The 18,019-nt window shown below is 64.4% G+C and carries 21 protein-coding genes; 12 read left to right on the top strand and 9 right to left on the bottom strand.

Going from position 1 to position 18,019, the window contains the following annotated elements:
* Positions 1–10 precede the first annotated feature (10 nt).
* Positions 11–940, bottom strand: coding sequence for a LysR substrate-binding domain-containing protein (locus ACOYW6_RS08285; protein WP_423140859.1), 930 nt, complete (start codon positions 938–940; stop codon positions 11–13).
* 103 nt (positions 941–1,043) lie between these two features.
* Here ACOYW6_RS08285 and ACOYW6_RS08280 point away from each other — a divergent pair, with 103 nt between their 5' ends.
* Genes ACOYW6_RS08280 through ACOYW6_RS08250 form a run of 7 tightly spaced genes read left to right on the top strand, consistent with a single transcriptional unit; the run spans position 1,044 to position 7,744 of the window.
* Positions 1,044–1,601, top strand: a complete 558-nt coding sequence (locus ACOYW6_RS08280; protein ID WP_423140858.1) for a carboxymuconolactone decarboxylase family protein — start codon at positions 1,044–1,046, stop codon at positions 1,599–1,601.
* Positions 1,598–2,593, top strand: a complete 996-nt coding sequence (locus ACOYW6_RS08275) for an ornithine cyclodeaminase family protein (protein WP_423140857.1) — start codon at positions 1,598–1,600, stop codon at positions 2,591–2,593. Before ACOYW6_RS08280 ends, ACOYW6_RS08275 begins: the two co-directional genes overlap by 4 nt.
* Positions 2,594–2,608: 15 nt before the next feature.
* Positions 2,609–3,709, top strand: a complete 1,101-nt coding sequence (locus tag ACOYW6_RS08270; RefSeq protein ID WP_423140856.1) for a cupin domain-containing protein — start codon at positions 2,609–2,611, stop codon at positions 3,707–3,709.
* The gene (locus ACOYW6_RS08265) at positions 3,709–4,548 is read left to right on the top strand and encodes a 2-oxo-hepta-3-ene-1,7-dioic acid hydratase (RefSeq protein WP_423140855.1); all 840 of its coding nucleotides are present in this window, start codon (positions 3,709–3,711) and stop codon (positions 4,546–4,548) included. Before ACOYW6_RS08270 ends, ACOYW6_RS08265 begins: the two co-directional genes overlap by 1 nt.
* A gap of 23 nt (positions 4,549–4,571) precedes the next feature.
* Positions 4,572–5,372, top strand: a complete 801-nt coding sequence (gene hpaI, locus ACOYW6_RS08260; protein ID WP_423140854.1) for a 4-hydroxy-2-oxoheptanedioate aldolase — start codon at positions 4,572–4,574, stop codon at positions 5,370–5,372.
* A 21-nt stretch (positions 5,373–5,393) separates the two neighbouring features.
* The gene (locus ACOYW6_RS08255) at positions 5,394–6,770 is read left to right on the top strand and encodes an NAD-dependent succinate-semialdehyde dehydrogenase (protein WP_423140853.1); all 1,377 of its coding nucleotides are present in this window, start codon (positions 5,394–5,396) and stop codon (positions 6,768–6,770) included.
* Positions 6,770–7,744 (top strand): PDR/VanB family oxidoreductase, encoded by a 975-nt coding sequence (locus ACOYW6_RS08250; protein ID WP_423140852.1) that lies wholly within the window; start codon positions 6,770–6,772, stop codon positions 7,742–7,744. The genes ACOYW6_RS08255 and ACOYW6_RS08250 overlap by 1 nt, the downstream gene beginning before the upstream one ends.
* 189 nt (positions 7,745–7,933) lie before the next feature.
* Here the strand turns inward: ACOYW6_RS08250 and ACOYW6_RS08245 are convergent, their stop codons facing one another.
* The gene (locus tag ACOYW6_RS08245; protein WP_423143091.1) at positions 7,934–8,290 is read right to left on the bottom strand and encodes an EAL domain-containing protein; all 357 of its coding nucleotides are present in this window, start codon (positions 8,288–8,290) and stop codon (positions 7,934–7,936) included.
* Between the two features lie 157 nt (positions 8,291–8,447).
* Positions 8,448–8,783: a TfoX/Sxy family protein gene (locus ACOYW6_RS08240; protein ID WP_423140851.1), complete on the bottom strand. Its 336-nt coding sequence runs from the start codon at positions 8,781–8,783 to the stop codon at positions 8,448–8,450.
* A gap of 477 nt (positions 8,784–9,260) precedes the next feature.
* Here ACOYW6_RS08240 and ACOYW6_RS08235 point away from each other — a divergent pair, with 477 nt between their 5' ends.
* The 5 genes from ACOYW6_RS08235 to ACOYW6_RS08215 all read left to right on the top strand — a co-directional run bounded on the left by ACOYW6_RS08235 (position 9,261) and on the right by ACOYW6_RS08215 (position 14,147).
* A complete protein-coding gene (locus ACOYW6_RS08235) occupies positions 9,261–10,517 on the top strand; it encodes a CBASS cGAMP synthase (RefSeq protein WP_423140850.1) in 1,257 nt (418 codons plus the stop codon).
* The gene (locus ACOYW6_RS08230; RefSeq protein WP_423140849.1) at positions 10,510–12,294 is read left to right on the top strand and encodes a ThiF family adenylyltransferase; all 1,785 of its coding nucleotides are present in this window, start codon (positions 10,510–10,512) and stop codon (positions 12,292–12,294) included. The genes ACOYW6_RS08235 and ACOYW6_RS08230 overlap by 8 nt, the downstream gene beginning before the upstream one ends.
* Positions 12,294–12,788, top strand: a complete 495-nt coding sequence (locus ACOYW6_RS08225; RefSeq protein WP_423140848.1) for a Mov34/MPN/PAD-1 family protein — start codon at positions 12,294–12,296, stop codon at positions 12,786–12,788. The genes ACOYW6_RS08230 and ACOYW6_RS08225 overlap by 1 nt, the downstream gene beginning before the upstream one ends.
* 169 nt (positions 12,789–12,957) lie before the next feature.
* Entirely contained in the window at positions 12,958–13,449 is a 492-nt protein-coding gene (locus ACOYW6_RS08220) for a hypothetical protein (protein WP_423140847.1), read from the top strand.
* On the top strand, positions 13,446–14,147 hold the full coding sequence (locus tag ACOYW6_RS08215) for a hypothetical protein (protein WP_423140846.1): 702 nt from the start codon (positions 13,446–13,448) through the stop codon (positions 14,145–14,147). Before ACOYW6_RS08220 ends, ACOYW6_RS08215 begins: the two co-directional genes overlap by 4 nt.
* Before the next feature lie 393 nt (positions 14,148–14,540).
* Here ACOYW6_RS08215 and ACOYW6_RS08210 read toward each other — a convergent pair whose 3' ends face one another.
* The 6 genes from ACOYW6_RS08210 to ACOYW6_RS08185 are packed head-to-tail and all read right to left on the bottom strand — an operon-like array spanning position 14,541 to position 18,016.
* Positions 14,541–15,350, bottom strand: a complete 810-nt coding sequence (locus tag ACOYW6_RS08210; RefSeq protein WP_423140845.1) for a DUF305 domain-containing protein — start codon at positions 15,348–15,350, stop codon at positions 14,541–14,543.
* 55 nt (positions 15,351–15,405) lie between these two features.
* Positions 15,406–15,906: a DUF411 domain-containing protein gene (locus ACOYW6_RS08205; protein WP_423140844.1), complete on the bottom strand. Its 501-nt coding sequence runs from the start codon at positions 15,904–15,906 to the stop codon at positions 15,406–15,408.
* Between the two features lie 33 nt (positions 15,907–15,939).
* Complete coding sequence (locus ACOYW6_RS08200) at positions 15,940–16,266, bottom strand: four-helix bundle copper-binding protein (RefSeq protein WP_423140843.1); 327 nt, start codon at positions 16,264–16,266, stop codon at positions 15,940–15,942.
* A gap of 54 nt (positions 16,267–16,320) precedes the next feature.
* Positions 16,321–16,815 (bottom strand): DUF305 domain-containing protein, encoded by a 495-nt coding sequence (locus tag ACOYW6_RS08195; protein WP_423140842.1) that lies wholly within the window; start codon positions 16,813–16,815, stop codon positions 16,321–16,323.
* A 12-nt stretch (positions 16,816–16,827) separates the two neighbouring features.
* Positions 16,828–17,508 (bottom strand): DUF2231 domain-containing protein, encoded by a 681-nt coding sequence (locus tag ACOYW6_RS08190; protein ID WP_423140841.1) that lies wholly within the window; start codon positions 17,506–17,508, stop codon positions 16,828–16,830.
* Between the two features lies 1 nt (position 17,509).
* Positions 17,510–18,016, bottom strand: a complete 507-nt coding sequence (locus tag ACOYW6_RS08185; protein WP_423140840.1) for a YybH family protein — start codon at positions 18,014–18,016, stop codon at positions 17,510–17,512.
* Positions 18,017–18,019 lie beyond the last annotated feature (3 nt).

Below are 18,019 nucleotides of genomic sequence, written 5' to 3'. Positions count from 1 at the left end.
AAGGCCGCCCTTAGGCATCATGGCCGCCGCGCGTCCCCATGGCGGGAAGCGCGGCGGTTACCATTTCGACGAACTGCATCGTCGTCGCGCTCGCCTTTTTCCGTCGCCACGCAAGGCCGAAGCGGACGTCGGCCAGGTGCGGCGCCCGCACCGGCGGCTGTAGCGTGCGAAAGGCCACCCCCCGCATCCGCAACCGTTCGGCCGAGGCCGGGACGATCGCCACGCCCTCCCCGCACGCGACGATGCCGATCACCGCTTCGGTCGTAGGGGCCTCGTGCGCGATCGTCGGGTCGAATCCGGCCAGCAGGCAGAGCGCGTGCAGGTCGGCATGGACATTGTAGCCGCGCGTCGGCTGATAGGCGACGAACCGGCTCGCCTGTAGCGCCTCGATCTCGACAGCCCCACTATGCGCGAGCAGCGGGTGGCCGATCGGCAGCGCGACGATGAGCGGCTCGCTGTGCACGAACCGCGTCTCGATCAGTTCGTCGAAGATCGGGAGCCGGACGATGCCGACATCGATCTCGCCCGAACGCAGCGCCTCGATCTGGTGGAGCACCGACATGGCGTGGAATACGATCTCCACCTCGGGGGTGGTCTCGCGGAAAAGGCGCATCAGTGTCGGCACCAGCGCATAGACGGTCGATCCGCCGAAGCCGACAGCCAGCGTGCCGCTCAGCCCCTGTGCGGTGCGGCGGGCGCGCTCCGATCCGCCGTCGATCATCTCCAGCGCCTTGCGCGCGTCGGCGATGAACACCGCGCCCGCCAGGGTGAGCGCGACATGATGCTTGTCACGCTCGAACAGCCGCGCGCCGATCTCATCTTCCAGCTCGCGGATCGCGCGGCTGAGCGGCGGCTGGGACACATTGCATCGCTGCGCCGCGCGCGTGAAGTTCAGCTCCTCGGCGACCGCGATCGCATAGCGCATCTGGCGCAAATCCACCGTGATATCCTTATGGTATGACGATCGGTCCTATAATGTATTTCCGTCGAAGTTCCATGCGGTGGAAGGTGCGACTCCGACCAACCAGGGAGACCGCGCGGCCGTGAGCGATCGTATCGCACGCCTGAAATTCGATGCCTTGGCACCGCGCGTCCAGGACGTGCTCCGCGCCCGGATGGAGCGGCTCGGCTATCTGGGAGAGTTCTTCCAATGCGCCGGCGCGCAGCCCGATGTTTTGGCCCCGTTCATGGAAATGACCGAGGCGCTGAAGAAGGCGCTGCCCGATCGGCTGACCGAGACCGGCGCGCTGACCGTCGCCACCTTGATGGGCAATCGTTACGAGCTTCACCAGCACGAGCGGCTGTCGAAGAAGCTCGGCTTCGGTGACGATTGGATCGCCGCGGTCGAACGGGTCTCGCCGGACGATGCCGTGGCGCTGTCCGACGCGGAGCGTGCCGTGCAGCGGCTGGTGATCGCCATGGTTGAGCGCCGGGGCAAGGGTGTCGCGGCCGAACTCGATGCGGTGATCGACGCGATCGGGCCCGACCAGGCGATCGCCGTGATGTTCCTGGTCGGCCGGTACATTACCCACGCGATGATCGTGAACGGACTGGAACTGGCGCCGCCGGTGCCCTCGATCTTCGAGGGGACGGGCGCGTGACCCAGGGGATCTGGATTTCCGAGGCCGAGGTCGTTTCGGTGATGGCGTTGCCCGAGGCGATCGACGCGCTGCGCGCCGGACTTCGCGAGGAGGCCGCAGGCCGCGCGACCAACATGGTGAAGACACACGCGACCTGGGGGAACGGCTCCACCCTGCATGCGATCGGCGCGGTGTTCGAGGGCTGGAACATCGTCGGCACGAAGACCTGGGCGCACACGGCAGGCGGCGCGATGCCGCTCCTGGTGCTGCTCGATGCCGGCACCGGTGCGATCGTCGCGCTGATCGAGGCATTCGCGCTCGGCCAGATGCGCACCGGCGGAATCAGCGGCGTCGGAACGGACGTGATGGCACGGCCCGACGCGTCGCGCCTCGCCATGATCGGCGCAGGCAAGCAGAGCATCGCCCAGATCGCGGCGGTGGCCGCGGTCCGCCGGCTCGATCGGGTGACGGTGTGGAGCCCCACCGCCGCGAACCGCGAGGCGCTTGCCGAGAAGGTCGAGCAGAAGCTCGGGATCGAGGCGATCGCCACCCATACGCTGGACGAGGCGCTCGACGCGGCCGACATCGTCACCCTGGTCACCCGCGCGCGCGCGCCGGTGCTTACGCGCGACATGCTGGCGCGGGGCGTGCACCTGAACGCCGTCGGAGCGATCACGCCCGAGCGGGTGGAGTTCGAACCCGCACTGCTTGAGCGGGCTACCATGACCGGCGCCGACAGCGTGCCCCAGGTACGCAGGCTCAGCCAGGAGTTCATGACCGCCTTTGGCGACGACGAGGCACAGTGGGTCCGGCTACAGCCGCTGTCCGCGCTGATCGCGCGCGACGCTCGCCGACCCGCCGACGCCGATCTCACCATCTTCAAGGCGATGGGCATGGGCATTTCGGACCTGTCGCTGGGCATAGAGATCTTCCGCCGCGTCCGCGATGCCGGACTCGGCCGCCCCATCCCCTCGATCACCCGCCAGGCGCCGCGCCTGACGCTGGACCAGTAGAAGGACCCTTACGCCATGAGCAGCTGCGTTTTCGTCGACGCCACCGGCCCGATCCCGGCCAAGGACGCGCCCTGGGAACCGGTCGTCATCTCCAAGGAGACGATCGATGCCGAGATCCAGCGCCTCGCCGCGCTTCCCACGCCGGCGAACGGCCGCCGCCGTTCCTATTTCCGCCATCCGATGAATCGCCGCTCGAACGGGCTGGCGCCGGGCATCGAGGTGGCGCTGGACGTGCTGCTGCCGGGGGAAGAGACCGCCACCTTCCGCCAGAATTCGACCCAGGTGAACTTCGTCATCCGCGGCAGCGGCGAGACCGAGATCAGCGGCCAGCGCCGCACCACCGCGCTGCACGACGTGTGGAACACGCCGTCGATGCGGATCTATCGCCACAAGAACACCGGCGATGAAATCTATGCACGGCTTACCTATTCGAATGGCGCGCTACTCGACATGCTCAACATCCATGTCGTCGAGGAAAACCCGCAGCCCTTGCTCAAGTCGATCGACCGCGAGGAGGACAGCGCGGGCGAGGCCGAGGACAGCCGCCGTACCAGCCCTTATGGCACCTTCCAGCTTACCGAGGACGGCGCCTGGCTGATGCCATATGAGCGGCTGATCAACCCGCCCTCGATCACCAGCCCGGCGCTCTATTGGCCCTGGGCGCAGGTGAAGGAGCATCTCGACAAGCTGGAGGCGCTGGGCAAGGACTATATCGGCCGCCGCCTCTATCTCCTCTACAATCCGATGACCGGCCGCACTAACGGCACGACGCCGAACTTCTTCGCGACGATGACCGTGCGCCCGCCCAAGATTGTCGATCGTCCGCACCGCCATTCGTCGGCGGCGGTGAACTATTATTTCTCTGGCTCGGGCCGCTCGACCGTCGAGGGCAAGACCTATGAGTGGAAGGCCGGCGATCTGATGCTGTCGGCGCCCGGCTGGGCGATCCACAACCATGCCAGCTATGACGAGCCGGTCTATGAACTCACGATCCAGGATCAGCCGCTCAACATCGCGATGGAATCGCTGCTGTGGCAGGAAAGCCTGAAGGAACCGCCGGCGCTGCTGGGTGCGGAGGAAGGCTTCGCCACCAATCGCACCGTGGTCGCGGGCTGATGGCCCAGGCGCGCCGTATCCACGATTTCGGCGGTGTCACGCTCGACGAAGCGGCGATCGCGGACGCGGCAGGCGCGCTGGCGACGGCCGAGAGGGACCGGAGCCAGATCCCACTGCTCAGCGACACCTATCCCGGCATGACTATGGACGATGCCTATGCCATTCAGGCAGCTTGGGTGCGTACAAAGCAGGCGGCCGGCGACCCGATTATCGGCTGGAAGATCGGCCTCACCTCCAAGGCGATGCAGGCCGCGCTCGCGATCGAGATTCCCGATTCGGGCGTGCTGCTGGGCAGCATGGCATTCGCGAATGGCGCCGAGATTCCGGCCGGGCGGTTCATCGAGCCGCGGGTCGAGGCGGAGATCGCGTTCGTCATGAAGGAGACGATCGATCCCGCCCGCGCTTCGGCCGAGACGATCCTCGCCGCGACCGATTACGTCGCCCCCGCGCTCGAGATTCTCGACACGCGCATCACCCGCCGGAGTCCGCATACCTGCCGGCCCCGCACCGTCTGCGATACCATTGCGGACAACGCGGCCAACGGCGGCATCGTCCTGGGCGATCCGGTGCGCGATCTCAGCGATCTGGATCTTCGCTTTGTCGGCGCAGTCGTGTCCCGCGACGGTGAGGTAGAGGAGACCGGGCTCGGTGCCGGCGTGCTCGGCGACCCGCTAGTCTCGCTCGGCTGGCTTGTCGAGCGGCTGGCGGCGCATGGAAATCGCGTCGAGGCCGGCCAGATCGTTCTGTCGGGCTCGTTCATCCGCCCTGTCGAGGCGCAGGGGAGTCGGATTGTGGGAGATTTCGGCAGCTTCGGCCGCGTCTCCTGCCACTTCCTTTGAAACCGGGTCGGGATCGGGCGGTCATGGATAATCCCTTCAAGAAGGCGATCGCGGAAGGCCGCGCCCAGATCGGGCTGTGGCAAGCTCTCGCCTCCCCTTATTGCTGCGAAATCTGCGCCGGCGCCGGTTTCGACTGGCTACTGATCGATGGCGAGCACGCCCCCAACGACCTGCGATCGGTGCTGGCGCAATTGCAGGCAGCGGCCGCCTTTCCGGTCGAACCGGTGGTCCGGCTGCCGGTGGGCGATGCGGTCTTGGTAAAGCAATATCTCGATCTGGGCGCGCGGACGCTGTTGGTGCCGATGATCGAAAGTGCGGCGGCCGCCGACGCGATGGTTCGCGCCACCCGCTATCCGCCTGATGGCGTGCGCGGTGTCGGTTCGGCGATCGGCCGCGCTAGCCGCTGGAACCGAACCTCCGACTATCTGCACCGCGCGGCCGATGAAATCTGCCTGCTCGTCCAGGTCGAGAGTCGGGCGGCGCTTGCCGGAATCGATGCAATCGCGCGCGTCGCGGGCGTTGACGGCGTCTTCATCGGGCCGTCGGACCTCGCCGCCGATCTCGGCCATCTCGGTGATCCCCTGCATCCCGACGTGCAGGCGGCTGTCGAAGCCGGCATCGCCGCGGTACGGGCCGCGGGCAAGCCCGCGGGCATACTGATCGCCGACGAGCAGGCGGCGCGCCGCTATCTCGCGCTCGGCGCCGGTTTCGTCGCGGTGGGCACCGATGTGACCCTGCTCGCACGTGGAGCCGAGGCGCTGGCCGCGCGGTTTCGCGGCGCGTCCGAGCAGGCGGCGCCTCCGCCTGCTCCCAGCGTCTACTGAAAAGCTCAGGATTCACCCCCGATGCGAACCGAGGCCATTTCCATCAATCCCGCCACCGGCGAGGAAATCGCATGCCACCCCGTCCTCGACGGACCCGCGATCGAGCGGACCGTGGCGGCGGCGAGCGCCGCCTTCGCCGGCTGGCGCACAACCAGCGTGGAGGTGCGGGCCGACGCCTTCCGCCGCCTTGCCGACGTGCTGGCGCTGCGTCGCGAGGCACTGGCCCGGCTGATCACGCTCGAAATGGGCAAGCCCATCAGGGCGGCGGGCGCGGAGGTCGACAAATGCGCCCGGCTGGCGCGTTGGTATGCCGACAATCTGGCCGATCTGCTCGCCGATGAAACACCCGATGTCGACGGCGATGGCAAGGCCGTGGTCAGCTATCTTCCGCTCGGCGTGGTACTCGCCGTGATGCCGTGGAACTTCCCGCTCTGGCAGGTGCTGCGTGCCGCCGTGCCCATCGTGTGCGCGGGCAACGGCTTCCTGCTCAAGCATGCGGACAATGTTCAGGGCAGCGCCTGGGCGCTGGCCGAATGCTTCGAAGCGGCGGACTTCCCGCCGGGACTGTTCGGCGTCGTCCATGCCGACCGCGCGCTGATCGCCGGCCTCTTGGCCGACCCGCGCATCGTCGGCGTTACGGTCACCGCCGGCGTGACTGCCGGCGCGTCGCTTGCGGGCGAGGCCGGGCGCCACGTCAAGAAGTCGCTGCTCGAACTAGGCGGATCCGATCCATTCATCGTGCTCGCCGACGCCGATCTCGACCGCGCGGTCGCCGCGGCGGTCGAGGCGCGCTTCCAGAATTGCGGTCAGGTGTGCATCGCCGCGAAACGGATTATCGTCGCCGCGCCGATCATGGACGCGTTTGTCGCGCGGTTCGTCGAGGCGGCGCGCGCAATTCGCCGCGGCGATCCGCTCGATCCGGCGACGGTTATGGGCCCGATGGCGAGGGTGCGCGCCCGCGCCGAGCTGGACGATCAGGTCCGCCGCAGCGTCGCGATGGGCGCCCGCGTGCTGCTCGGCGGTGAGATCCCGGACGGCCCGGGAACATATTACCCGCCCACCGTCCTCGTCGGGGTGACCACGGACATGCCGGTCTGCGCCGAGGAAACGTTCGGGCCCGTCGCCGCGATCATGTCCGCTGCCGGCGCCGAGGACGCGGTGCGCATCGCCAACGACAGCGTCTTTGGCCTGTCGGCGGCGCTGTGGACGGCCGATGTCGAGGCGGCCGCCCGGCTGGCTCCGCGCATCGAAGCCGGCGCGGTCTTCGTCAACGGCATGTCGGCTTCCGATCCGCGCGTGCCGATCGGCGGCGTGAAGCAGAGCGGCTATGGTCGCGAACTCTCGCATTTCGGCTTGCGCGAATTCTGCAACGCGCAGCTGCGTTGGGTGCGGCCGTGATGAATGCCAAGATCGAAGATATCGACGCAGTGGTCGCGGCCGTCGAACGCCAGGCCGACGGGATCAGCTCCTGGGAGTTCCGCCGGGCCGATGGCGGCCCGCTACCGCCGTTCACCGCGGGAGCGCATATCGACGTGCAGCTCGCCAACGGCATGTCGCGCAGCTATTCGCTGTGCAACGCGCAGGAGGATCGCGACCGCTACGTCGTCGCGATCAATCGCGATCCTAACAGTCGCGGCGGATCGACGCTCATCCATGATACGGTGAAGCCCGGCGACCGCATCACGCTCTCCGCCCCGCGCAATCACTTCCCGCTGGTCGAGGACGCGGGCCACGTCGTGCTGATCGCCGGCGGCATCGGCATCACCCCGATGTACTGCATGATCCAGCGGCTCCAACGCCTGCAGCGGTCGTGGGAGCTGTGGTACAGCTGCCGTCAGCGCAGCATGTGCGCGTTTCGTGAGCGGCTGGAAGCGCTGGAGGCCTCAAAACCCGGACGCGTACACTTCAATTTCGATCAGGAGCCCGGCGGGCGCATGCTCGACCTGAAGCAGGTAATCGCGGGCACGCTCGGGGACGCGCACTTTTATTGCTGCGGTCCCAATCCGATGCTCCAGGCTTTCGAGACCGCCGCAACCGAGCTCGGGCGCCCCCGCGACCATGTCCATGTCGAATATTTCGCCGCCAAGGAAGAAGCGGCGCTGGAAGGCGGCTACAGCGTCGTCTGCGTCCAATCGGGCATCGAGCTTCGGATCGAACATGGCCAAAGCATCCTCGACGCCCTAATCAAGGCCGACATCGACATTGCCTATTCGTGCAGCGAAGGCATCTGCGGCACCTGCGAGTGCAAGGTGCTGGAGGGCGTGCCCGATCATCGCGATTCGGTGCTGACTCCCGACGAGCAGGCGGCCAACGACCGCATAATGGTGTGCTGCTCGGGTTCTCAATCGGCCCGGCTGGTCCTCGATATTTGATCATGCCGGCACTCACTTGGCGATCAAGCTTTCTTGCACGACATTATCGGCAACTGGCTGGTGAAACGAAGATGCCGAACGCTTTTTCGCACCGCTAGTACCGACGCCGCGCGATCTTGTCGCGCCGATCTGGCGGCGGGTCGTCGGGTTTTGCAGCGCTAGGAGATCGGACATCCCGGACCGGCATTGTCAGGCCGCAGCCCGCTTGTTGACGAACGACGCGGCAAGGTTTCGGCCGGCACCGGCTTCCCGATGTGCCAGCCTTGGCCCGTACCGCATCCAATCGTCCGCAACCCGGTCAGTATCGCGTCGATCTCGATACCCTCGGCCACGACCGTTTAACCGAGCTCGTGAGCGAGATCGATCGTCGAACACACCATGACCTGGTCGCTCGCGTTGGTCTCCAGCCCGAGGATGACGCTCTTTATCGATTTTGATCGCGCGCGCGGGCAGCCGCTTCAAATAGCCTAGCGTTGACTGACCGGTGCCGTAGTCGTCAATCGACAGCTCGATGCCGCGATCAGCAATACTCTGGCGCGCGGCGATCGCACGCGCCGGATCGACCAGCGTCGCGGACTCGGTGATCTCTAGGTGGGAAGCGAGATGGGCTGTCTGAATGGCCGAGTGCGGTCTTTCCAGGAGCGATCTTCAACGGCAGTTAGACGCTCACAAGCCTTGTAGGATAATCATACCGAGCGGGCGCCTACGTGCTTCGCTTCGGCTTTCGGGGTTTGGCGATAGGCAGCTCTGCCGCTGTGACGCGCAGCAGGTCACCTAACCACTCGGCATCGTCCCAGCGATCGGCCTCGATTAGCAGGTGCGGCTTAGCTCCTGGATAGGGCGGCGCTTCCGATACCGGATCGGCATGGAGGCGACCGGATTCCGTCGGCTTCACGTAGAGCTGATCGTCGCAGATCGAGCCGATCATCTTGCCATCGACGTAGACGCCGTACTCGCCGAATATCGGCTTGGTCGACACCGCGCCGGCGCCCGTCGCCTGTTCGAGTAGGTAATCGACTGTGCGTTGCTGCGTTGCCATGCCCCGAACCTAACAGACCAGCGTCGCCGCGAGCAATGGACCAGCCATCGTCTGTCTCGCCAGCCGCAATGAACGAGCGTCCGCTTTCTGGAAGGATCAGGCGCCGCTGGATGACCGGGAATGGATCGACACTGGCGTGCATGGAACCGCGCAATGGCTGCTATTCATCAGCGCTCGCCAGAACCTGCCTGTCGCCTAGCGGCCCAAATGCAGACGTCACTTACGATGCCAGCCGAAGGGCAGGAAGTGGGCCGAAAACCGACGGTCCGCTTTGCGCTCAAGGATGCAAAATCCAGTCGATCCCGGTGAGCGATATGCGTCTGGGACGACGCGCGACCGCTGGCACCAGCTATGATCTGGGTGGTCGCGGCTGGTTTGCGCTACCCCCAACGGGATAAGTTCTGTTCGCCCCTTGTTCTACCTCCGAGAGCGCCTATGTTCGTCCAAAGATGGCACGAGGCGCCGAATCAAGGAGTGATGACCATGGGGGCAAACGCTCACAGGACGTTGTTTAGCTCGGGCGATCACGACAGCTATCTGGGTGGGCTGACGGTCGACACGAAGGAAAAGGAAGCGCTCCAGGTCGCCCGAGATGAAATCCGGGACCAGATTCGTTTAGGTCTGCGCGATTGGAGCGACCATGTCGATCGCGGGCAATTGTTTGAAGCGCGTGCCCTCGCTTCGGCTTACCTCACCGACAGTGACCTGGCGCTCCGGCCGAAGTTCCGGATGCAAGGGAGCTGGTCCTACCACACGCTCAACCGCGCCACTCATAACCCGCCGCAGGAGATCGACCTCGACGACGGCGTATTCCTGCCGGTGTCGTTCCTGAGTCAGAACGGCGGTGCCCATCCCATCGTCGCGAGCGCCGGCTACTTCACCGCGGTCGAGCGCATCCTCGGCCCCTTGTGCAATCGCAACGGATGGACGCTCATCACCGACAAGCCTTCCTGCGTGCGCGTCGAGATCAACGACGACGCGCATGTCGATCTCGCGCTATACGCCATTCCTGACGAAGAGTTCGAGGTTCTGATCGAAAAAGCCGAAGCGTCGATGCAATTCGACACGAGGATGCGCGACGAGAACATCTCCTTCGCCGAGCATATCTATCCGCGTCTGCCGAGCGATCAGATCATGCTCGCGCACCGCCGCGAAGGCTGGAAGCCCTCCGACCCGCGCAAGCTCGAGGACTGGTTTCAGGGAGCGATCGACGCGCACGGGCAGCAGCTTCGGCGCCTCTGCCGCTATCTCAAAGGGTGGCGAGACCATAATTGGACCGCCTGCCGACTCAGCTCGATCGCGCTGATGGCCTGTGTCGTGGCCGCATACGACGAGGCGACGGCCGCAATCGCCGAGAATCGCGACGATCTTGCGCTTCAGATGGTGGCAAGGCGGCTCCCCGAATTGCTGGAACGCCGCATTCCAAACCCCGTCGTCTTTGACCAATATCTCGACGAGGGCTGGACGGGCGAATGCCGCGCGGATTTCATCGCCAAGGCACACGCTTTGACGACACGAATCGACGCAGCGCTGGCGGCCAACGAATCCGGCACTGTGATCGAGCATCTTCGGACGGCCTTGGGCGGCTACCTTCCCTACGATGAAGATCTCGTAGTGATCGAAGCGTCGATCGGCGCGCCGACCATACTCCAGTCCGGCATCCTCAAGGATTTTGCCGACCAGCCCGAGGCCCGCGAGGCCGTCAAAAAGGGCGGCGACAGCCGCTATGGCTGAGGCGCCTGGCGCGGCTCAAGCGGACACTGAAACTAGGGTCGGAAAGTGGCTGGCGGCCAACGCGGGCGCTCGCCCGCTTACCGAAGACGAGCTGCGACGCTATAAGGCAAAGGGCGCACGATGCGGATGGCGGTTGAATGTCGCCATACTCGACCAGCCGACTACACTTGACCTCGTTTTTGACGCTCGCTTTCCGCGCAGCCGACCGAGTGTCGCGCTAACCCAGCCGCCCGCCTTTCCGAGCTATCCGCATGTCGAGGAGGACGGACGGCTCTGCATCGTCGAGGATAGCGACGAGCTCGACCACAGCCAGCCGATCGGCATCGTGAAGGCTGTGCTCGGCGGAGCCGTCGAAATTCTCGAGCGAGGCATGGCGGGCACCAATCGCGCGGAGTTCCAGAGCGAGTTCCTTTCTTATTGGAACCCCACCGCGAAAGGCGACCTGATCCGCAGCCTGGTCGATCCATGCGGTGATACGCGCCGGGTCAGGCTGTGGCGTTCCAAAGCAGGTTATTTCGTCGCGGAGGATCGCGCGGCGTTGAATGCCTGGCTCACCAACCGTGCTGGCAAGGGCTTGCAGCGTGATGCGGAATGCGCGTCCGCGCTGCTCCTGTGGTTCGACCAGCCGCTGCTTACTTCCGACTATCCGAACACACCCGATGACGTGCGTACTTTGGCCGCGCGGCTCGGCGAGCCCGCATCTGCCACGTTGGACGCCTTCCTCGGGCACGAACAGCAGGATTGGGTCATCCTGCTCGGCGCCGAGGCCGACAACGGACCGTGCTTCGCGGCGGTGACGATCAAGCCCCGCAAGCGGCACGGCCGCGGCGGGCCGAAAGGGACCAAAGGGTTTCGCAAGGGAAAGGCGCCGCCTGCCGTCGTTCTGGAGCAGGCGCGCCACGGCCTCCTCGCGCGCCATCGCGTCGGGCGCGCAGACCCTTGGTGGATTCACGGACGTGACGGCAATGCCGATCTCACAACCCTCCGCACCTCGCGCGTGGTGATGGTCGGCTGTGGCTCGCTCGGGTCGCCGATTGCGCGTTTGCTGGCACAGGCCGGCGTCGCCGAAATCGACCTCATCGATCCTGACCGCATGGAGCTGGAAAACACGAGCCGTCACGCGCTCGGCGCGAGTCAGAACGGGCTGAACAAGGCGACGGCGTTGGCCCAGTGGCTCCAGCGTGACTTTCCCCATTCGCGCGCCACCGGCCATCCTTCCGGCTGGCAGAAGCTCGCGGTCGAGCGGCCCGAAATCTTCGGGCAGGCGGATCTGGTGGTTTCGACCATCGGAAGCTGGTCACACGAAGCCGAACTCAATGCCCGTCAGCTCGAAACAGGGCACCTCGCGACGATCCTCTATGCATGGGCCGAGCCGCACGCGGCTGCGGGCCACGCGGTCCTCATCGGCAGGACCGGCGGCTGTTTCGCCTGCGGCCTCTCGCCGTCCGGGGAGGCGCTGTTTCGGGCGGTGGAATTTGCCGCTCCCACGCTCCAGCGCGAGGCGGCCTGCGGCAACTATTTCCAACCCTACGGTGCACCGCAAATCAACGCGATCGCCAGCATCGCGGCCGACCTGGCCCTCGACCGCCTGCTCGGCCGCGCAGACGGTGGCACCTACCGGGTCGTCAGCGGACGCGAGGCGGCGATTTTCCGGGCAGGCGGCGCTTGGACCGAGAACTGGCGAGCGGCCACGCAGAACCGGCCCTCGGCGACGCTGGTCGAGCGCGTCTGGCGGCATAATCCCGTCTGCCCCACCTGCGGCAAGAGCGATCGCTGATGCTGTTTTATCCCGTCGGCGCCTCGGGCGAGGTGATCCAGTTCGAGGCCGACGTCCTCGACCATTTTGACCGGCACCGCCAGCTTCGCTTCTGGCATCGCGAGGCTGGCGGCCAGCTCTTCGCCCGGATCGACGGGCTTCGCATGATTGTGAGCGAGGCGACCGGCCCGAGGCCGGAGGACAAGCGCGGGCGCACCTTCTTCGGGCCGGACCGTCGGAGCGAGCAGGCCGAGATCGACGCCCTGTTCAGACGCGACCTGCACTATGTCGGAGACTGGCACACGCATCCCGAACGCTCTCCTACGGCTTCCGGCCGTGATCACGCCACGATGGCAAGTCGGGTCCGCCTATCCCGGCACCGTCTTGCGGGCTTCCTGTTCATCATCGTCGGGCAGCTTCCGCCGCCGGGTGGCCTGACCGTCGTCGTTCACGACGGAACATCGGCGCATTTGCTCGCCCCGGTCCACGCGGACCTAGCGGTTGACCCGGCATAGTGTCAGCTCGCCTGCGGTGCTCAGGCCCGCGCACCGCTTGCTCCGCGTTCAATAGTAGCCTGCATTTCCCGGCGATCGAGATCGAGGGCAGCAGTCGCGGAGCGGAGGTGAGAACCGACTTCCAAGCCAAGGGTTGCGCTTTCCAGCAACGCGCTTCACTCAACTCAGTATGAGCCTAACGGAATTCGAAGTGACCGATGCTTTGTTTAAGCTTCTCATGGATGTCGATGCACGCGCCGGCCTCGACTTCTCCGGAACAGGCCTAATTGTCAGCGAACGGCCTGATAGCCTGCCAATCCTTCCATTACGCCCCTTCAGTGACCCCGGGGACGCTGCCGACGTTGCGGACAGGCTCGCGAAAATCTCAAACCCGGCACACGAGCATCATGACGGCTTTCACGTGCTGGGCCCGAATCTGCACCTAATACACCTTGCGCAATACTTCTCGCCCCCAATCGTGCCCAGCGCGCCCATTGATCGCTCGAAGCGTTTCGGGGGGCGGTACTTGGCCGCTCTGTTTGGCTCGGCACTTCCAGGGGTCCTTGCCACGGGCGTCGCCAGCCGCGATTTTGGGATCGCAGTGTTTCGCGAGGGCAGGGAAATGGCATACCTGCGCGGTAATTTCGTCAGGGCAGCGGCCGGAAGGGCGGGAGCCTCATGATCCTTGCGCTGAATCGCTCAGTCATGCTGACCATCTTGGTCATCTTCGTTCTCGGGCCCGTCGCGGTCCTAATCGGTTTCGACATGGTTCGATCGCCCGCCGACGTTCTTAAGTGGTCGAGCCGGATCATCACCTTCCTGACCTGCCTCAGCCTACTCCTCAATTGGACCCCGGCCTTGCGCTTCGTCCATTGGGCGACATTGGGGCGCATCTGGTGGTTTCCGTGGATAGAAGGGAAGTGGCGGGCCGAGATCCGCTCGAACTGGCCGAAGGTCGAGCGCCTCTATGAGGCTGCCAAGGGAAAGGCGCCGCCCTTCGACGCCCTGACCGAGTCAATTACCGACGCCGATGAGAAGGTCACCGGCGCCGATGTCACGATCAAGGTTGGCCTGTTCGAAATCGAGATCGAGATCGTACCTGACGACACCGAGAAGTGCAGCACGACCGATTATGTGCGGCCGAGCTGGGCAAAGCCTAAGAGGCCGAAGCTCAGCTACGTTTATACGCAGGTCGACCAAATGCCGGTGGAGCCGACCGACACACGAACGCATTCGGGAGCGGGACTTGTCGAAATCACATCGAACGGCGAGCTCCGCGGCGAGTACTGGACCAACCGCAAGGGTGAGAACGGCCTCAACACATCCGGAACGATTATAATCCGCCCTATTCGGCCGGCAGACGGAATCGGAATCACGTAGCCCTTGGAGGTGCGTCTTGGCCGTTTCGGCGGCGCCCGGCGCGGTCACGCGCCGTAGCTTTGCAGTATGGCAACCGGACGGCACTAGCTGGGCAGCTGAATGAACGTCTGGTTTTCGGTATCACAGATGCTGCAATAAACGTCCGGGCTGGCGCCTAGCTGTCATCAGCTCATCGTGAGTCAACGACCGCTCCTGGGTACCGGCAGTGAGGGCGCGAATGGCCGAGATTGAGGCGCGATGCTGACGTTACCATGGTGGAGTTAGGCGGACCGTGATTAACGTAACGCCAGAAGTCGGGTTCCAGCTCGCCCCTCGCAGTCACCAGGGCAACATCTAAGCTCTGAAAGGTTGTGAAAGGGCGCGGCGGCTTCTGTGCCGCGCCTTTTCATCTCATCAGTGCATTTTGCTCATGTCATGGTTCATTGGCATGTCGCTTGCCATCGGGGTTGGCGAGGCAGCTGGTGCGGCGGCCTTGCTCGACGCAGGCTTCGGCGCAGTTCTGGCCGGCGCTGCGGTAGGCTTTACCGCGGGTGTTGACGCCTGCTTTGCCGAAGACGCAGCTGACGACGCTTTGGCATCCGCCATTGGCTCGCCATTAAGCACGGCCTCAACCATCTTAGACTCGCTCTGCTGGTCAGCGCGGACCTTCTCAATTTTGGCGCGGATGGCGCCGGCCGCCCCGTTCGCGAGCGCAACGTCAGATATCGCGACCGCGCCCTTGTGATGCTCAAACATCTTTCGAAGATACGTTTCGGAAATGTCGGCACCACTTGCGGACATCATTGCGTCATGCATCTGTTTCTCGGCAGCGCGGTAAGGTTCCGACGTGGCGGCATCAGGTGTCCCTTCCGCGATTAGCTTTTGAAGATCTGCGATCTCAGCGGTCTGCTTCGCGATGGTGTCGCGAGCCATTTTGGCAGCATCCGCCGAAGGGTTTTGTTCCAGAACGACCTTGGACATGTCCACCGCGCCGCGATGATGCTGGATCATTTTTCGCACCCAGGTGTCGCTGACATTCGTGCCGACGGCTGCCGCCATCGCATCGCTCATGCGACTTTCAGCATCCGCGAACGGACCGCTCATCTGCATAGAGGCGTCCGGCGTGGCGGACGGCTCCGGAACAGCCTGCTCGCTGCTCGACCCACAACTGGCGAGCGCCAGGCTCGCCAGTGCCACCCCAATTGAAAGTGTCTTCATTTCCATTCTCCATCGGCTTGTTCAAAAATACTTCTCAAGAAAGCTACAACTCCACTCGGTATCAGGCCGATTTGTTCGCAAAGGCCCATATTCGTCCAGCGTGGTCAAACGCCTGCACTTCAATTGGATCAGACGAACCATCGGGCATTTCCATGCCTGGCGAGCCCCGGGGCATGCCTGGTACTGCCAGTCCAGCAAGATCTGCCGGACGGGCACGCAGTAAGCGTAGGACGCTGTCGAAGGGAACGTGCCCTTCCAGGACGTACTGGCCCACCACCGCGGTGTGGCATGACCCAAGCGCGGCGGGCACGCCAAGCTTGCGCTTGATCGCCGGCATGTCGTCGTTGTCGATCACCGCGACCGTGAAGCCCGCGTCTTGCGCGCGCTTGGCCCACTGCTCACAGCAGCCGCAGCCTGGGTCACGGTAGACGGTCATCGCCGCGACTTTCAGCGGCCGATACTGCCCGGCCGGGCCGGCTGCGGCACCCTTCATCGGGTCGTTGTCAGCGGACCGGCTGCAACTTGCCGACGATAGCGCAACGAGACCGGCGAAGCCGACCACGAACTGTCGCCGCGAGTTGGTGCCAGGCACCGTCTAGCCCGCCATCCTGTCGCAGCTGTCGGCGCACTTACGGCAGGCATCGACGCATTCTCGCATGTCGCCGAGCGCTTCGCAGCTTTCAGCGCACGCGCGGCAGATCTCGGCGCATTCGCGGCAGATATGTGCATGGTGATCCGATCCGCGCGCCATGAAGCTGGCCGCGGTCCGGCAGATGTCCACGCAATCGAGCATGAGCTTGAAGTGCGCGGGCTCGGTGTGCTTGCCTCCCATCGCGAGGCAATGCTGGATGGCGTCGGACAGGCAGACGGTCGCGCAAGCGTGGCAAGCGTCGATGCACGCGCGCACTTCGGTGGTCGGCATATGGGTCATAATCATTTCCTTCCTGGCGTGTTCCCGGTCCAAGATTCCCAAAGATCAAAGGCGTTTGAGAATCCGCTTCATCTGTTCGATCTCGCGTTCCTGGCTACGCACGATGCCGTTCGGCCCGAAGCACAATTCCTTGATTTCCGGATCGCTGATCGAGGCACGATTGCACATCGTCAGCGCGCCTGAGTGGTGCGGAAGCATCGATTTGAGAAAGGCCCGGTCGTTGACGAAGCTCTGGTCGCGGATCCCAGCGAAACTCAGTACGAGCACGAGCGCGAAACCGGCGCAGAGAATCATATTGAGCCGCGCGTTCATCAGCATCGATTTCATCGTCAGAACCATGACGATCGCCATCGGAGCCCACATGACCAGCGCCATGTAGAAGAAGTTCAGATTCTGGACAAATTCGCCCATGCTCCAGATCATGGCGAACATCGCCAGGTACATGACGAGCAGACTTATCGCGAGGTTGAGCGCGAACATCTTGTAGTGACCGCCCATCTGGGCTGGGATCATGCCTTCATGCTTTTCGTGGCTTTCCATGATTCACTCCTGTCAAAACATCATGTGTTCCATGCCGTGGGTAATCGACGCACCCAGAAATCCCTGGAGGATGACTGCGACGGTGATGACAGTGAGCGCGAGGATCATTCCTGCGCCGCGGTCTTCCCAGGGTCGCCGCCATGCCCAGTATCCCATTCCCGCGCCCAGTATGCCGACCCCGACCCCCAACCACCGATGATAGGTCAAGATCGGTTCGGGATCTGCGCTCATGCCCGCAACCCAACCCGCGAGCGCGGCGATTGGGGCAACGATCCCGCCGGTGACCACGAGGAACTGGACTGGTGCGGCGAAGGAAGGGCGCCGACGTCCAACCACTGCGGTGAAAAGCGCGGCCGGGAAGAACGCAATTGGGAAGTGGACTATGGCCGGGTGCATCCGCCCGAACCACGCGATCAAGCGCTCGAGAAACGACATCTTGGAGCGATCCATATCCATGTCGTCCATCATGGGAGCCATTGCCGTATGACCAGCCTCTGCCGGGGATTCCATAGCGCTGGCACTCGCGGCGGGACCGCTCGAAGTGGACGCAGAAGCAGGTTGCGCCGCGGCCTCTTGCCGCTTGTGGTCCTTATGCGCTGCTGCAGGTGACGGGGCGATCATCAACCCTGCGATCAGAAGGGCGAAACCGACCCAGATCGCTTTCGTCAATTGGTTGCCAACTATTGCGTTCATCTTAACCTCCCGTCGGCTTGCGGCCAGAGTTATGGCTGACCAGGATTTTCCATGCTCCGCCGATCTTTTTTAGGACGCTGGTCGCGACTCCGAGGCGCTCTGCGACCGCACCTTCTTTGGTTACGATGCGGTACTTGTAGGTCTCGCTTGCAAGCGCGAGCGGGCCTTCGAACCGGACATCGACTGCGTAGTTGGAGAACTTGAAACTCTTGAACTCGGCGAGTTCTGGGGTGAGGTGGTGCGCCAGGTAGTTCGCATAAGTGCCCTCGCTGCCTCCGGTTTCGAAAATCGCCGAGTCGGGCGCAAACAGGACCCCGGTCCCGGATGCATCGAGGCGCTCGATCGCAGCTTGATTTCGAGCGAGGACATCACGCACGGCGGAGAGTTCGCGATCGCGCACGTTGCCAGGCGTGGGCGCGGCAACTTTCGGCGGACCCGGCGCGTGCGCCGCCGCCCCAACCGGCTGCACCGCGATGGCCGCGGCCAACATTGCTAGTCTGATCTTCATGCC

Origin of the sequence: Parablastomonas sp. CN1-191 (assembly GCF_049354825.1) — a bacterium.
Classification (GTDB): Bacteria; Pseudomonadota; Alphaproteobacteria; order Sphingomonadales; family Sphingomonadaceae; genus Novosphingobium.
This window is presented reverse-complemented; position numbering and strand designations above follow the sequence as displayed.

Coding starts and splice junctions, on each gene's coding strand:
- ACOYW6_RS08240 (WP_423140851.1), bottom strand. CDS start 8,783: ATGGCAACGCAGCAACGCACAGTCGATTACCTACTCGAACAGGCGACG.
- ACOYW6_RS08195 (WP_423140842.1), bottom strand. CDS start 16,815: ATGGAAAGCCACGAAAAGCATGAAGGCATGATCCCAGCCCAGATGGGC.
- hpaI (WP_423140854.1), top strand. CDS start 4,572: ATGGATAATCCCTTCAAGAAGGCGATCGCGGAAGGCCGCGCCCAGATC.
- ACOYW6_RS08265 (WP_423140855.1), top strand. CDS start 3,709: ATGGCCCAGGCGCGCCGTATCCACGATTTCGGCGGTGTCACGCTCGAC.
- ACOYW6_RS08225 (WP_423140848.1), top strand. CDS start 12,294: ATGCTGTTTTATCCCGTCGGCGCCTCGGGCGAGGTGATCCAGTTCGAG.
- ACOYW6_RS08235 (WP_423140850.1), top strand. CDS start 9,261: ATGACCATGGGGGCAAACGCTCACAGGACGTTGTTTAGCTCGGGCGAT.
- ACOYW6_RS08185 (WP_423140840.1), bottom strand. CDS start 18,016: ATGAAGATCAGACTAGCAATGTTGGCCGCGGCCATCGCGGTGCAGCCG.
- ACOYW6_RS08210 (WP_423140845.1), bottom strand. CDS start 15,350: ATGGAAATGAAGACACTTTCAATTGGGGTGGCACTGGCGAGCCTGGCG.
- ACOYW6_RS08250 (WP_423140852.1), top strand. CDS start 6,770: ATGAATGCCAAGATCGAAGATATCGACGCAGTGGTCGCGGCCGTCGAA.
- ACOYW6_RS08215 (WP_423140846.1), top strand. CDS start 13,446: ATGATCCTTGCGCTGAATCGCTCAGTCATGCTGACCATCTTGGTCATC.
- ACOYW6_RS08270 (WP_423140856.1), top strand. CDS start 2,609: ATGAGCAGCTGCGTTTTCGTCGACGCCACCGGCCCGATCCCGGCCAAG.
- ACOYW6_RS08190 (WP_423140841.1), bottom strand. CDS start 17,508: ATGAACGCAATAGTTGGCAACCAATTGACGAAAGCGATCTGGGTCGGT.
- ACOYW6_RS08220 (WP_423140847.1), top strand. CDS start 12,958: ATGAGCCTAACGGAATTCGAAGTGACCGATGCTTTGTTTAAGCTTCTC.
- ACOYW6_RS08255 (WP_423140853.1), top strand. CDS start 5,394: ATGCGAACCGAGGCCATTTCCATCAATCCCGCCACCGGCGAGGAAATC.
- ACOYW6_RS08200 (WP_423140843.1), bottom strand. CDS start 16,266: ATGCCGACCACCGAAGTGCGCGCGTGCATCGACGCTTGCCACGCTTGC.
- ACOYW6_RS08230 (WP_423140849.1), top strand. CDS start 10,510: ATGGCTGAGGCGCCTGGCGCGGCTCAAGCGGACACTGAAACTAGGGTC.